We start from the raw sequence: 14,241 nt of genomic DNA on the forward strand, positions 1-14,241 counted from the left end.
GGATCAGTCCTCCCGCGCCAGGATCAGGGTCGAGGCGCCGTGACGGGTGCCGAGGCTCCCGCCCGTGCCATGGGCCAGCGCCAGGGCGCAGTCGGGGACCTGCACGGCCGGATGCGCCTCGCCGCGCAGCTGGCGCACCGCCTCGATCACCTTGGTCATGCCGCCCCGGTTGCCCGGGTGGTTCGAGCACAGGCCGCCGCCGTCGGTGTTGAACGGCAGCTTGCCCTTGCCCGAGATCAGGTTGCCCTCGGCCACGAAGCCGCCGCCATGGCCCGGCTTGCAGAAGCCCAGGTCCTCGATCTCCAGCAGCACCGTGATGGTGAAGCTGTCGTAGATCGAGGCGTACTGGATCTGGTCGGGGGTGCAGCCGGACTCCTTCCAGGCCTTCTCGGCCGCCCACCGGCCGGCGGTGAAGGTCAGGTCGATGTCGCCCGCGCCCTGGTGCTTCACCGCCTCGCCGGTCCCGAGGATCTTCACCGAGGGACGGTCCAGGCGCTTCGCGATCTCCGACTTCGCCAGGATCAGCGCGCCGCCGCCGTCGGTGATCACGCAGCAGTCGAAGCGGTGCAGGGGCGAGGCGACCATCGGCGAGTTCAGCACGTCCTCGACCGTCACCACGTCCTTGAGCAGGGCGTGGGGGTTGTGCTGCGCGTGGTGGGAGGCCGCGACCTTGATCCAGGCCAGCTGCTCGGAGGTCGTGCCGTATTCGTGCATGTGCCGGGCCGCGGCCAGCGCGTAGTTGCTGGGCACGGTGGGGTGGTAGGTCAGCTCGAAGTCCTGGTCGGGCTTGTTCGAGTCGGTCATCGGGCGGGTGCCCTTGGCCGGCGTGCGCGGCTTGCCCGCCAGCGTGATCAGCGCCACGTCGCACAGGCCGGCGTCGATCGCCCGGGCGGCCCGCGCCACGTGGGAGACGTAGGAGTTGCCGCCCGTCTCGGTCGAATCGACGTAGCGCGGCGTGATGTTGAGGTACTCGATCAGGCTCATCGGCCCCATGCCGGGCGTGTCGCCGCCGCAGAAGAAGCCGTCGACGTCCTTCAGCGAGAGCCCCGCGTCCGCCACCGCGCCCAGCGCGGCTTCGGCCTGCATCTGCGCCAGCGACTTGTCCGGCGCGTGCCGGTACGGCAGTTCGTAGGCGCCCACCAGGCGCGCGTCATGTGCGGTCATCTTCCCTCCTGTCTCGTTCGTGCCCGGCCCGCCGCGCATCGGGCGCGGGACGGTCGGGGTCGGCGCGGCAAGCCTGCCGGCCGGTCGGATACTCGCCGGTCTCGCGCCCAAGCGCCAGCCCGCGCAAGCGCGCAGGGGCGCGCAAGGCGGGGGCGTTGCGCGAGGCGGGACGCGGCCCGGCCGATCCTGCGCCCGGCGCGGGGCGCAGGCGTCGTCCGGGACGACGACCTGGGAAGGGGGGAGCGGGCGCTCAGCCCTCGGTCAGCGTCACGCCCGCGGCGCGCAACTCCTCGAGCGCCTGGGCGAGCGAGCCGTCGAGGTCGATGGCCCGGCAGGCGGAGAGCCGGACCGAGGCCCGAAACCCAAGCCGCGCCGCGTCCACCGCCGACCAGCGCACGCAGAAGTCGGTGGCCAGTCCGCAGAACTCCAGGTCCGCGATCCCCCGCTCGCGCAGGTATCCCGCGAGGCCGGTCGGCGTCTCGTGGTCGTTCTCGAAGAAGGCGGAGTAGCTGTCGATCTCGCGCCGGAAGCCCTTGCGGATCACCAGGTCGGCGCGCTCGGTGGCGAGGCCGGGGTGGAACTCCGCGCCGGGCGTGCCCTGCACGCAGTGGACGGGCCACAGGACCTGCGGGCCGTAGGGCGCCTCGATCATCGAGAAGGGCTCGGCCCCGGGGTGGTTGGCGGCGAAGGAGGAATGGTCCCCCGGGTGCCAGTCCTGGGTCAGCACGACGGCGGCGTGCTCGGCCTGCATCGCGTTGACCGCGGGCACGATCTCGTCGCCGCCGGCGACGGCGAGCAGGCCGCCGGGGCAGAAGTCGTTCTGGAGGTCGATGACGATCAGGGCGCTGTCGGCGGGCATCCGGGGCTCCGGTCTGGGAAGGCGGGGTGGGGCGAGCCTCGGGCAATCGCGGCGCCCGTTCAAGGGGGCGCCGCGTCGACCGTCGCGCGGGTCGCGCCGTGCCGCCCGCGGCGCAGGGCCGGCCGGGCGCCGCGGGGCGGCCGTCGCCCCGGGCGCGCCGCCCGCGATGCGCCGCGGGCGGCGCCGATCCCACGGGCGGGACGGTCGACGCGGCGCCTGGGGGGAGGGCGGTGCGCGTCGCAGACGCGGCGGGACGGCGGAGACGGGGCAGGGCGGTGGCGCTGGAGGCGGAGCTGGGGGCCGCCCCCGCGACAAGCCGTCGGTTGCTCCGCGAGGCGGGATCGCGCGGAGTGCCGGTATGGGGAAACCGATCTCTTCCAGCGCCCGAGCGGGCGCACGGGCGCCGCAGCCGCGCGCCGCGCGGCCGGGCCCCGGCCGCCGCCTGCGCTCGGGCGCACCCACGGGCGCGCTGACGGGCAAGCGGTGGGGCGCGGCGGCTCTGTCGGCGGGCCTCGCCGCGACCCTCGCGGCCGGGCCGGCGGCGGCGCATGTCTCGGAGGGGGCGGTGGCGCTGCTGCTGCCCACCGACTACTGGATCCCCGCCGGCGCGGCGGCGGTCGCAGCCTCGGCGCTGGCGCTGGCGCTGGCGCCGCCGGCCTGGGCGCGGGCCGCCTCGCGCGCCCTGCGCCTGCCGGTCCCGGCGCCGCGGGGGGGCGAGCGGCTGACCGGGCTCGCCTCGGCGCTGGGGCTCTGGCTGCTCGTGGCGCTGGGGCTGTTCGGGCCGCGGGATCCGCTGGAGAACCTCGCCTCGCTGGGCCTGTGGTGCGGGCTCTACATCCTGCTGCCGGCGCTGATGCTGCTGGGGGGCGACCTGTGGGCCTGGGTCTCGCCCTTCCGTGCGCCTGTGCGCGAGATCCGCGCGCGCCTCATGGGCGGCCGCCCCCCGCCCCTGCGCCTGCCCGCGCGGCTGGGCCTGTGGCCGGCGGCGGCCTTCTGGCTGGTCGTGGTCGCCTTCGCGCTCGCCGACCCGGCCCCGTTCGATCCCGCCCGCGCCGCCGCGGCGCTGGCGCTGTGGTGGGTCCTGCACGTGGCGCTCGCCCTCCTCTTCGGCGAGGACTGGCTGGAGCGGGGGGAGGGCTTCGGCGTCTGGCTCTCGCTCTTCGCCGCCCACGCGCCGCTGCGCGACGAGGGCGGGCGCCTGGCCCTGCGCCTGCCCGGCGCGCGGCTGGTCGAGACCGGGACCGGCGCGCTGGCCGGCGCAGGCGCCGCGGGCTTCGCGCTGGCGGCGCTGGGCGCCGGCATGTTCGACGGGATGAACGAGACCTACGTCTGGCTCGGCTGGATCGGGGTGAACCCGCTGGAGTTTCCCGGCCGCTCGGCGGTGGTGGTCCAGTCGCTGTCGGGGCTCGCCGGCGCCGTCGTCCTGCTGGGCGCGGCCTGCGCGGCCTGCGTGGCGGCGGGCCGGGCGCTGGCCGGGCCGCCGGGCCCGGGCGATCCGGCGCAGCCGGGCTTCGGCCCCGCCTTCGCGCGGCTGGGCCTGTCGCTGGTTCCCATCGCGGCGGGCTACCACGTGGCCCACTACATCCCCGTGGCGCTGGTGCAGGCGCAGTACCTGTGGGCGGCGCTGGGCGATCCGCTGCACCTGGGCTGGAACCTGACCGGCTTCGACGTGCACCGGGTCACCACCTCCTTCTTCAACCATGTCGACGACGTGCGGCCGATCTGGCTGGCGCAGGCCGCGGCCATCGTCGCGGGCCACGTGATCGGGGTCTTCGTCGCCCATGCCGCGGCGCTGGAGCTTTTCGGCTCCGCCCGCCGCGCCGCGCGCTCGCAAATCCCGCTGGCGGGGTTCATGGTGCTGGCGACGCTGTTCGGTTTGTGGCTCCTTGCCGCTCCGAAGGGCGCCTGAACGGGCGGGTGCGAAAACGCTGGACAAGTCGTTTGCACACACACAGTCTGAGCCTAGAAAACCGGCGCGCAGCCGGGGACCGACAGAGGAGGGTCCGATGTCCGAGAACGTGAAGAAATCCGCGCCCGGGGCGGCGGCGAAGATCGAGAGCACGGGACCGGCCGCGACGGCCGGGGGTCTGACGCGCCGCTCGGCGTTGAAGGGCCTGGCGGGCGTCGGCGCGGCGGGCGTCGGCCTGGGCGCGATGCCCGGCTTCGTGCCCTACATCCAGGCGCAGAGCTCGGCCCCCATCAAGATCGGCTTCCAGGTCCACCGCACCGGCATCGGCGCCGCCTACGGCCGCTGGTACGACCGCGTCACCACCGCGGCCGCCGGCCTGATCAACGAGCAGGGCGGCATCAACGGCCGCCCGGTCGAGATCGTGGCCGAGGACGACGGCACCGATCCCAAGCGCGGCGCCGAGGTGGTCGAGAAGCTGGCCACCCAGGCCGGCTGCGACGTGGCCTACGGCACCCTCTTCTCCCACGTGGTGATGGGCTCGGCCCCCCGCGCGGGCGAGCTGAAGATCCCCTATTTCGTCGTCTCCGAGGGGCACCACGTCGCCTCGGGCGCGCTGAACCGCTGGACCCTGCAGCCCGGCATCACCGACGTGAAGAGCCAGGTCTCGGCCATGGCGCCCTTCGTCAGCCAGAACCTCGGCAAGAAGGCCACGATGGTCTTCCCCGACTACGCCTTCGGCCACGACCACCGCGACTTCTTCACCGCCGCGATGCAGGCCCAGGGCGCCGAGGTGATCAAGCAGATCGCCATCCCGCCGACCGAGACCTCCTTCACCAAGTACTTCCCGCAGATCCCGCGGGAGACGGAGGTGCTCTACCACGTCATGGTCGGCCCCGCGGTCCTGACCTTCGTGAAGGAGCTGGGCGAGTTCTTCGGCCCCTCCCGCCCCGAGATCTTCGGCTTCATCGACAGCCTCGAGGCGACCGACCTCAACAACCCCGGCCTCGAGTTCCTGGACGGCACCTATTTCTGGGAGGGGATGCCCCGCTACGCCCAGGACGGCGGCCCCCAGTTCGATGCCTTCTACCGCGAGCGTGTGGGCTGCGACGCCAACGGCGCCTCGGTCTCCGACGCCAAGGACGTCTCGACCTACGCCCACATGTTCGGCTGCTGGGAGACGCTGCACGTCATCAAGGCGGGCATGGAGTCCGCGGGCTACGCCGGTCCGCAGGATCGCCAGAAGCTGGTCGAGGCGGTCGAGGCGATGAAGGACATGCCGGCGTCCGAGGCGCATCCCCAGGGCGCCAAGGTGTTCAACGGCAAGACCCACCAGGTGTTCGGGCCGCAGTACGTCTCGAAGGTCGAGGGCGGGAAGCTGGTCCTCCAGCACACCGCGGCGATCGAGGCGGGCATGTATCCCGACGAGGTCGACTACACGACGATGTCGTTCTGACGCCGCGGCGCGCGCCGGCCTGCGGGCCGGGGCGCGCCGCGCCCGCTCCGCGCCCGTCCGGGGGCGGAGCGGCGCCCTCCCCGGACCCTCGCCGCGGGCCGGCGCCCCCTTTCGGGGCGGGCCGGCGCCCCGCGGCCCTCGAACGAGCCTCCTGACCCCTCATGGACTTCGGCCCCTACCTGTTGCTGGCCTCGCTGGAGGGCGCGGTGCTGGCCGCCGTGCTCTCGCTCACCGCGCTGGGCCTGAGCCTGGTGTTCGGCGTGATGCGCGTGGTCAACGTCGCCCATGGCGAGTTCTTCATGCTGGGCGCCGTGGCCAGCTGGTTCGTCGCGACCTTCGTGGACGAGACCCTGGGCGCCCCCGCCTGGCTGGGCTTCGCCGCGGCGCTCCTGTTCGCGCCGCTGGCGGTCGGGGCGCTCGCCTGGGCCGCCGACCGGCTGGTGCTGGAGCGGGTGGGCTACGACCCCGAGCGGACCATCGTCGCCACCATCGGCCTGCTCTACATCATCCAGCAGGCGACGCTGATGGGCTTCGGCCCCGACGCGCGCCCGGTGCTGCCGCCCTTCAACCACCGCCTGGCGCTGCCGTGGGTCGAGTGGGGGGAGAACGGGCTGGCGCTCTACTGGCCTTGGGGGCTGTCGACGACCTCCTACAAGCTGTTCGTGATCGGCGCCGCCGTCGTGCTGCTGATCGGGGTCTGGCTGGTGCTGTCGCGCACCCGCCTGGGCCTGGTGATGCGCGCCACCCAGTTCGACCGCGAGACGGCGCAGGCTTTTGGAATTCCCGTCGAGAAGGTCTTCGCGTTGACCTTCGCCATCGGCGCCGGCCTCGCCGCCGTGGCCGCCGTGCTGATCGTGCCGATCCAGCAGGCGCATTACCTGATGGGCGGCGATCCCCTGCTGCTGAGCTTCATCGTGGTGATCATCGGCGGCCTCGGCTCGCTCCGCGGCACCGTGCTGGCGGCCCTGCTGATCGGCATGTCCGACGGCATCATCTCGGTGTTCTTCTCGCCGACCCTCGCAAAGATCCTGGCGACGCTGCTGGTGGCGATGGTGCTGGTGTTCCGCCCGCAGGGCCTGTTCGGAGCGAAGCCAGCATGAGCGGCCTGGCGAAACCCGGCGCGCTGCATGTCGCGGTGGCGCTGCTGCTGCTGGCGGCGAACTTCGCGCTGCCCGACTACCACCACGGCGCCATGGCGCGCGTGCTGACGCTGGCGATCTTCGCGCTCGGCTACAACGTGATGTTCGGCTACACGGGCCTCCTCAGCCTGGGCCACGCGCTGTTCTTCGCGGCCGGGCTCTACGGCATGGGCCTGCCGATGCAGCACCTCGGGCTGGCGGCCGAGCCCGCCTTCCTGCTGGGCATCTTCACCGGCGCGCTGGTCGCCGCGGTGGTCGGGGCGCTGGCGCTGCGCACCGCGGGCGTGGCCTTCATGATCGTCACCCTGATGTTCGCGCAGGCGGGCTATCTCTCGATCCTCTATTTCGTGGAGTACACCCGCGGGGACGAGGGCTTCGTGATCGCGCAGGAGGCGCGGACCTTCCTGGGCTTCGACCTCTCGAACGCGGACGTGCGCTACCTGGCGGCGTGGCTGCTGTTCTGCGTCGCGATGTTCGCGGTGCTGGCGCTGGTGCGCTCGCCCGCCGGCCGGGTGCTGGTCGCGATCCGCGAGAACGAGGAGCGCGCCCGGATGCTGGGCTACGACGTGGCCCGCTACAAGCTGGGGGCCATCGTGGTCTCGGGCGCGCTCTGCGGGATGGCCGGGGCGGCCTACGGGCTGCTGTTCGGCTACGTGGGGGCGACCTTCGGCTCGGTCCAGTACTCGATCCTGCCGTTGCTGTGGGTGCTGCTGGGCGGCGCGGGCACCGTGCTGGGGCCGCTCCTGGGCGCGACCTTCATGTTCTACCTGATCGACCTCTCCAGCGGGATCACCGACGCTTACATGCTGATCGCGGGCGCGGTGCTGGTGGCGCTGACGCTCTTCGCGCCCGCCGGCCTGCTGGGCGAGCTTCGCAAGAGGGCGCTGCCGTGGCTGCCGTGACCGCTCCGCTGCTGTCGACCGAGGGCGTCACCCGCTGGTTCGGCGGCCTCTGCGCCGTGGACCACGTGGATTTCTCGCTGCCCGCGGGCCAGATCCGCGCCCTGATCGGCCCCAACGGCGCCGGCAAGTCCACCTTCGTGGGCCTGCTGGCGGGCCGGATCCGCCCCACCGAAGGCCGCGTGACCTTCGCCGGCGAGGACGTCACCAAGCTGCCCGCCCACGCCCGCATGTCCCGCGGCATGGCCTACACCTTCCAGATCACCTCGATCTTCGCGAACCTGACGGTCTTCGACAACGTGGCGCTCGCCGTCCAGCGGCGCCTGAAGCCCGGCGAGTCGCTCTCCGCCGAGGTCGAGGCGGCGCTCGCCCGCGTCGACCTCCACGACCGCCTCGACCAGCCCGCCGGCGACCTCAGCTACGGCCACCAGCGCCTGCTCGAGATCGCCATGGGCCTCGCCCAGAAGCCCCGCCTGCTGATCCTGGACGAGCCGACGCAGGGCCTCTCGGACGGCGAGATCGAGGGCTTCAAGCAGGTCGTGCGCGACGTGGCGAAGGACGCGACCGTCCTGTTGATCGAGCACAACATGGACGTGGTGATGAGCCTCGCCGACCGCATCACCGTGCTGGACATGGGCGCGGTGCTGGCCGAGGGCACGCCCGCCGAGATCCACGCCGACGCCGCCGTGCAGCGCGCCTACCTGGGGGGCTGAGGGGATGCTGGAGGTTTCCGCCATCGACGCCTTCTACGGCAAGGTGCAGGCGCTGCGCGGGGTGTCGCTCTCGGTCGGCGCGGGAGAGATCTTGTGCGTCATGGGCCGCAACGGCGCCGGCAAGACCACCACGATGAAGGCGATCATGGGCCTCGTGCCCGTGCGCGCCGGCTCGGTGAAGCTGGGCGGGCAGGAACTGGTCGGCCTGAAGCCGCACGAGATCCCCCGGCGCGGCATCGGCTACGTCCCCCAGGGCCGGCGCCTGTTCGCCGAGCTGACGGTGGCCGAGAACCTCGAGATCGGCCTGATGACCCGCCGCACCGGCGAGGAGGTGCGCGAGCGCATGCTGGCGATGTTCCCCCGCCTGCGCGACCGCCTGCGCCAGCGGGCGGGCACGCTCTCGGGCGGGGAGCAGCAGATGCTGGCGATGGCCCGCGCCCTGTGCCTCGAGCCCTCGGTCCTGCTGATGGACGAGCCGACCGAGGGCCTCCAGCCCTCGATGATCGCCCTGATCCGCGAGGCGGCGGTCGAGATGAAGGCCCGCGGGGTGGCCATCGTGCTGGTCGAGCAGCGGGCCGACGCGGTCCTCTCGGTCGCCGACCGGGTGACCTTCCTCGACAACGGCCGCACCGCCGAGACGGTCGAGGCCGCCGCCCTGCGCGCCGACCCCGAGCTTCTGCACGCCCATGTCGGCGTCTGAGCCCTTGCGCGGAGGCGCCGCGTCGACCGTCGCGCCCGTGGCGGCCCGCCCGCCCGCGGCGCATCGCATGACCTGCGCCCGGGGCGGCCCGCGCCCAGCGGCGCCCCGCCCGCGACGCGCCGCGGGCGCACCCGAACCCACGGGCGGAGGCGTCGACGCGGCGCCTCCCTCCCCGCCGGCACGACGAACGGAGAACACTCGATGAGCGTGGTCGCAGGCATCGACGTCGGAGGCACCTTCACCGACCTGGTGATGCTGGACGAGGGCGCGGGAACCGTGCGCCTCGCCAAGGTCCCGACGACGCCCGAGAACCAGGCGGGCGGCGTGCTGGGCGCGCTGGACGCCGCCGGCGCCGACCCCGCCGCGCTCGACCTGATCGTCCACGGCACCACCGCCACCACCAACGCCGTGCTCGAGCGGCGGCTGGCGAAAACCGGTCTGATCACGACCCAGGGCTTCCGCGACGTGCTGGAGCTGGGCCGCCGGACCCGCCCGCAGGCCTACGGGATGGTCGGCAAGTTCGTCCCCGTCATCCCCCGCGACCTGCGCCTCGAGGTCCCCGAGCGGATGGACGCCTCGGGCGCCGTCCTCACCCCGCTCGACGAGGACGCCCTGCGCGCCGCCGCCCGGGCCCTGCTGGACGCCGGCTGCGAGAGCGTCGTCGTCCATTTCCTCCACGCCTACGCCAATCCCGCCCACGAGCTGCGCGCCGGCGAGATCCTGGCCGAGCTCTGGCCCAACCCCTACGTCACCCTCGGCCACGCGCTCCTGTCGGAGTCCCGGGAATTCGAGCGGGGCGTGACCGCGGCCGTCAACGCCTCGGTCCAGCCGCTGCTGCAGCGCTACGTCGACCGGCTGGCGGGGGAGCTCGCCAACCGCGGCTACGCCCGCGACCTGCTGGTGATGAACGGCAACGGCGGCATGGTCTCGGCCCGGCTGGTGGCGCGCGAGGCCGCCAAGACGGTGATGTCGGGCCCCGCCTCGGGCGTCATGGCCGCCGCCTACACGGGCCGTCGGGCGGGCGCGCCGAACCTGCTGACCTACGACATGGGCGGCACCTCGACCGACGTGGCCCTGATCAAGGGCGCGCAACCGGCGGTCTCGAACGAGATCGAGGTCGAATACGCCATGCCGATCCACGTCCCCATGGTGGACGTGAGGACGGTGGGCGCGGGCGGCGGCTCGATCGCCCATGTGAACGCCGCAGGCCTGCTGGAGGTCGGGCCCGAGAGCGCCGGCGCCCAGCCCGGGCCGATCTGCTACGGGCGCGGCGGGACCCGGCCCACGATCTCGGACGCCAACCTGATCCTCGGCCGCCTCGATCCCTCGCGGCTGAACGCGGTCGAGGGGGGCGTGTCGCTGGAGACGGTGCGCGAGGTCTTCACGCGGGAGCTGGGCGGCCCGCTCGGCCTCGACGCCGAGGGCGCCGCGGCCGCCGTGATCCGCGTCGCCAACGCCAAGATGGCCGGCGCGATCCGCATGGTCTCGCTCAGCCTCGGCGAGGACCCCCGCGACTTCGCCCTCTTCGCCTTCGGCGGCGCCGGGCCCCTGCACGCCGTGGCCCTGGCCCGCGAGCTGGGCGTGGGCCGCGTGCTGGTCCCCGCCCGCCCCGGCATCACCAACGCGCTGGGCTGCGTGGTCGCCGACATCCGCCATGACTTCGTCAACACGCTCAACCAGCCGCTCGACGCCGCCGACATGGACCAGGTCCACGCCATCCTCGCCCGCCAGGCCGCCGAGGGCCGCGACCTGATCGGGCAGGAGCGGGTCGAGGTCCGCGAGGTGCAGGAGAGTTTTTCGGCGGACATGCAGTTCATCGGTCAGACACACCTTCTGCGGGTCGCGCTGCCCTCGGCCACGCCGTCGCGCGAAGAGATCCAGGAGCGCTTCGCCCGCGCCTACTGGGACCGCTTCCGCGTGGACTTGCCCGAGATCCGCCCCGCGCTGGTCAACCTCAACGCCTCCATCGTCGGCCTGCGCCCCGAGATCGACCTCGCCCTGCTGATCCCCGCCGAGGGCCGGGCCGCCACGCTGCCCGAGGCGCAGACCGGCGCCCGCCGCGTCTGGTTCGAGGACGGCTGGCACGACGCGCCCGTCTACCGCCGCGAGAAGCTGCCCGCCGACGCGGTCCTGACCGGCCCCGCCATCGTCGAGCAGCTGGACTCGACCCTCGTGATCGACCCCGGCTGCCGCGCGACCGGGGACGCCGACGGCAACCTGATGATCGAGGTTCCCGCATGAGCATCGAGCTTGACCCCATCACCCTCTCGGTGATCCAGGCCGGCCTCAGCCAGGTGTGCGAGGAGATGGACCTCGCCTTCACCCGCGCCGCCTTCTCCCCGATCATCGCTGAGGCGAACGACCGCGCCGACGGGATCTACGCGGCCGACGACGGCTCGCTGATCTCCCAGGGTCCCAACGGCCTGCCGGTCTTCGTCGGCGCGATGCAGGAATCGACCCGCATCCTGCTGGAGCGGATCCGCCAGGGCGTCACCGCCGCGCCCGAGCCCGACGACGTCTACATCGTCAACGACCCCTACCTGGGCGGCACCCACCTGATGGACGTGCGCTTCGCCAAGCCCTTCTATCGGAACGGAAAGATCTGGTGCTGGCTGTCCAACACCGGCCACTGGCCCGACACCGGCGGCGCGGTGCCCGGCGGCTTCTCCGCCTCCGCCACGGCGGTCGAGCAGGAGGGCCTGCGCCTGCCGCCCGTGCGCCTGTTCAAGAAGGGCGTGCTGGACCCCGAGATCTACGCGATCATCTGCTCCAACATCCGCGTCTCGGAGCAGCGCATCGGCGACGTGAAGGCCCAGGCCGCCGCGCTGCAAGTAGGCGCCGACCGCCTGGAGAAACTGCTCGACCGCTACGGCGACGCCACCGTCGAGGCCGCGATCGCCGAGCTTCGCCGCCGCGCCGCCGCCCAGATGCGCGTGCATGTGCGCGAGATCCCCGAGGGCCGCTGGGAAGGCCTCGCCCATGTCGACAGCGACGGCGTGGTGAACGAGCCGCTGGAGATCCGCTGCGCGGTCGAGCGGCAGGGCGACGACCTGCAGTTCGACTTCACCGGCTCGTCGGCGCCCTGCACCGGCCCGATGAACTCGGTCCGCGCCACCACCCTCTCGGCGGTCTACCTCGCGGTGCGCCACATCTTCCCCGACGTGCCGATCTCGGCCGGCGCCTTCGAGCCGCTGCACGTCACGGGCATCGAGGGCACCTTCCTCGACGCCCGCTACCCGCGCCCCGTCTCGGGCTGCGCGGCCGAGACCTCCCAGCGGATCGCGGAAGCCGTGTTCTCGGCCCTAGTGAAGGCGATCCCCGGGCGGGTGACGGCGGCCCCCGCAGGCACCTCGGGCAACTTCGGCCTGGGCGGGTTCGACCCCGAGAAGGGGCGCGGCTTCGTGATGTACCAGCTCTCGGGCGGCGGCTACGGCGGCGGCGCGGGGGGCGACGGGCTCGCCAACGGCTGCTCGACCATCGGCATCTCCAAGGCGCCGCCGGTGGAGATCATGGAGCAGCAGTTTCCCGTGCTTTACCGCCGATACGCGCTCCGCGAGGACTCCGGCGGCGCCGGCGAGCATCGCGGCGGCCTCGGCCTGAGCTACGAGATCGAGCTCAGGCGCGGCGAGGCGCGCGCCTCCTTCGTCATGGACCACGGCCGCTTCGGCCCGCCGGGCGCGCTGGGCGGCCGCGACGGGGCGCCGAACACGGTCGAGGTGATCCGCGGCGGCGAGATCCACGTGCCGCCTCACCTCTCCAAGGAGCAGGACATCCCCATGGGCCCCGGCGACCGGGTGCGCGTGGGCACGCCCGGCGGCGGCGGCTACGGCGATCCGGCGGCGCGGGATCCGGCGCTCGTCGCGGAGGACGTGCGGCTGGGCCGCGTGAGCGGGCAGGCCGCGCGCGAGGTCTATCGCGTGGCGTTGTGCGCGGACGGAGCGGTGGACGTCGAGGCGACGCAGGCGTTGCGGCGGATTGGCTGAGAGCGGCGGCGAGCGGGGGCGGAGGCGCCCTGCGGGCGGGCTTGGGCCTCTTGCAGGCGGTGCGCTCGGGTTGGGGAGGGCGGGAGCCTCCGGCGGGCTCCTGACTCACCAAAGAACAGGGCCGCGCCTGTCCTCCGGAGCCGCCTCTCACTGTTGATGCCTGAGCGACTCGTCGGGAGGGGTCAAGGACAAGCCCCGCCCAAGGGCGGGGTCGCTTCGCGATCCTGGACCCCTCCCGCCGAGTCGCTCTTTACGGCATCAGCGAGAGACGGCTCCGGAGAACAGGCGCTTCGCGAGGGCCGCAGGCGGCGCGCCGCGGGCGCCCGGGACTGCTGGCGGAGAGACGGGGGGCGCCGGAGCGCCGGGGCGGGCGCGCCGCGGGCGGGGCCTCCGGCGCGGGCGCGACGGGAGACGCGGCGCCTGCGCGGCGGGTTGCGCTCGGGCGGCGTGGGCTGGCAGCATGGCGACCTCGCAACGGGGGCGCGGAGGGGCCGAGGGATGCACGAGACGCTGCTGGTCGCCTTCGCCACCATGTTCGCGACCGTCGGGCCGCTCGACGTCGGCATCGTCTTCGCCACCCTCACCGCCGGGCAGACCGCGCGCGAGCGGCTGGGGACCGCGCTGCGCGGCCTCGCCATCGCCACGCTGATCCTGATGACCTTCGCGATCTTCGGGGACTCGGCGCTGGACCTCTTCGGCATCTCGCTGCCGGCCCTGCGCATCGCGGGCGGCATCCTGCTGCTGCTGATCGCCATCGACATGGTCTTCGCCCGCCCCTCCGGCGCCACCTCCACCACCGAGGCGGAGACGCGCGAGGCGCGCTCGCGCCCCGACATCTCGGTCTTCCCGCTGGGCACGCCGCTGCTGGCAGGGCCCGGGGCGATGGGCGCGGTGGTGCTGCTGATGGCCGAGACCCATGGCGACTGGGAGAAGGGCGCGGCCGTGGTCATCGCGGTGCTGGCGGTGCTGGGCGTGGCTTTCGCGGCGATGATGCTCGCCAGCCAGCTTCAGCGCCTGCTGGGGCGCACCGGCGTGCACGTCATCGCCCGCGTCTTCGGCGTGCTGCTGGCGGGGCTCGCCGTGCAGTTCATGCTCGACGGGCTCGCGAACAGCGGGCTGTTCGCGCTGGGGCGGCTCTGATCCGGCCGGCTCCGGCGCGCGGGCCGTTCAGGTGCGGAACCGGAACGGCAGGTAGAGCGGGCAGAAGCGGGCGGCGGCCGTCGCCAGCATCACCAGGCCGACCGCGAGCGCGGCCCAGGCCCAGGCGCCCTCGAGCGTGATGTAGGCCAGCGCCAGCAGGAACACGCTCAGGATGAAGCGGATCGTGCGGTCGAGCGGTCCGACGTTGCAGGTCATCAGGCGATCTCCTCTTCGGGGCCCGCCGCGCGGACCCGGAGATCTCATGCGCCCTCCGCGGAGACC

Annotated in this window: 12 protein-coding genes; 9 read left to right on the forward strand and 3 right to left on the reverse strand. The window is 73.5% G+C overall.

The features are described 5' to 3' along the window. Positions 1 to 3: 3 nt before the first annotated feature. Positions 4 to 1,164, reverse strand: a complete 1,161-nt coding sequence (locus P2H44_RS19180; RefSeq protein WP_275766039.1) for a thiolase domain-containing protein — start codon at positions 1,162 to 1,164, stop codon at positions 4 to 6. A 250-nt stretch (positions 1,165 to 1,414) separates the two neighbouring features. Beyond that, complete coding sequence (gene pncA / locus P2H44_RS19185) at positions 1,415 to 2,023, reverse strand: bifunctional nicotinamidase/pyrazinamidase (RefSeq protein WP_275766041.1); 609 nt, start codon at positions 2,021 to 2,023, stop codon at positions 1,415 to 1,417. 565 nt (positions 2,024 to 2,588) lie between these two features. On the opposite strand from pncA, the gene P2H44_RS19190 reads away from it, so the two are divergent. The 9 genes from P2H44_RS19190 (at position 2,589) to P2H44_RS19230 (ending at position 13,959) form a co-directional block, all read left to right on the forward strand. Then, the gene (locus P2H44_RS19190; RefSeq protein ID WP_275766044.1) at positions 2,589 to 3,932 is read left to right on the forward strand and encodes a hypothetical protein; all 1,344 of its coding nucleotides are present in this window, start codon (positions 2,589 to 2,591) and stop codon (positions 3,930 to 3,932) included. A gap of 97 nt (positions 3,933 to 4,029) precedes the next feature. Continuing rightward, positions 4,030 to 5,385, forward strand: a complete 1,356-nt coding sequence (locus P2H44_RS19195) for an ABC transporter substrate-binding protein (protein ID WP_275766046.1) — start codon at positions 4,030 to 4,032, stop codon at positions 5,383 to 5,385. A 161-nt stretch (positions 5,386 to 5,546) separates the two neighbouring features. After that, complete coding sequence (locus P2H44_RS19200) at positions 5,547 to 6,485, forward strand: branched-chain amino acid ABC transporter permease (protein WP_275766049.1); 939 nt, start codon at positions 5,547 to 5,549, stop codon at positions 6,483 to 6,485. Beyond that, positions 6,482 to 7,426, forward strand: a complete 945-nt coding sequence (locus P2H44_RS19205) for a branched-chain amino acid ABC transporter permease (RefSeq protein ID WP_275766050.1) — start codon at positions 6,482 to 6,484, stop codon at positions 7,424 to 7,426. Before P2H44_RS19200 ends, P2H44_RS19205 begins: the two co-directional genes overlap by 4 nt. Beyond that, a complete protein-coding gene (locus P2H44_RS19210) occupies positions 7,414 to 8,136 on the forward strand; it encodes an ABC transporter ATP-binding protein (protein ID WP_275766051.1) in 723 nt (240 codons plus the stop codon). Before P2H44_RS19205 ends, P2H44_RS19210 begins: the two co-directional genes overlap by 13 nt. A gap of 4 nt (positions 8,137 to 8,140) precedes the next feature. Further along, positions 8,141 to 8,836 carry an ABC transporter ATP-binding protein gene (locus P2H44_RS19215; RefSeq protein WP_275766053.1) on the forward strand — a complete coding sequence of 232 codons (696 nt, stop codon included), beginning with the start codon at positions 8,141 to 8,143 and terminating at the stop codon, positions 8,834 to 8,836. A gap of 201 nt (positions 8,837 to 9,037) precedes the next feature. Further along, positions 9,038 to 11,077, forward strand: a complete 2,040-nt coding sequence (locus tag P2H44_RS19220) for a hydantoinase/oxoprolinase family protein (protein ID WP_275766056.1) — start codon at positions 9,038 to 9,040, stop codon at positions 11,075 to 11,077. Beyond that, positions 11,074 to 12,819, forward strand: a complete 1,746-nt coding sequence (locus P2H44_RS19225; RefSeq protein WP_275766058.1) for a hydantoinase B/oxoprolinase family protein — start codon at positions 11,074 to 11,076, stop codon at positions 12,817 to 12,819. The genes P2H44_RS19220 and P2H44_RS19225 overlap by 4 nt, the downstream gene beginning before the upstream one ends. A gap of 498 nt (positions 12,820 to 13,317) precedes the next feature. Next, complete coding sequence (locus P2H44_RS19230; RefSeq protein ID WP_275766059.1) at positions 13,318 to 13,959, forward strand: MarC family protein; 642 nt, start codon at positions 13,318 to 13,320, stop codon at positions 13,957 to 13,959. A 27-nt stretch (positions 13,960 to 13,986) separates the two neighbouring features. On the opposite strand, the gene P2H44_RS19235 is transcribed toward P2H44_RS19230, so the two are convergent. Beyond that, a complete protein-coding gene (locus P2H44_RS19235; RefSeq protein ID WP_275766061.1) occupies positions 13,987 to 14,175 on the reverse strand; it encodes a YgaP family membrane protein in 189 nt (62 codons plus the stop codon). Between the last annotated feature and the right edge of the window lie 66 nt (positions 14,176 to 14,241).

The sequence above is a fragment of the Albimonas marina genome (assembly GCF_029223255.1).
Taxonomy (GTDB): Bacteria; Pseudomonadota; Alphaproteobacteria; order Rhodobacterales; family Rhodobacteraceae; genus Albimonas.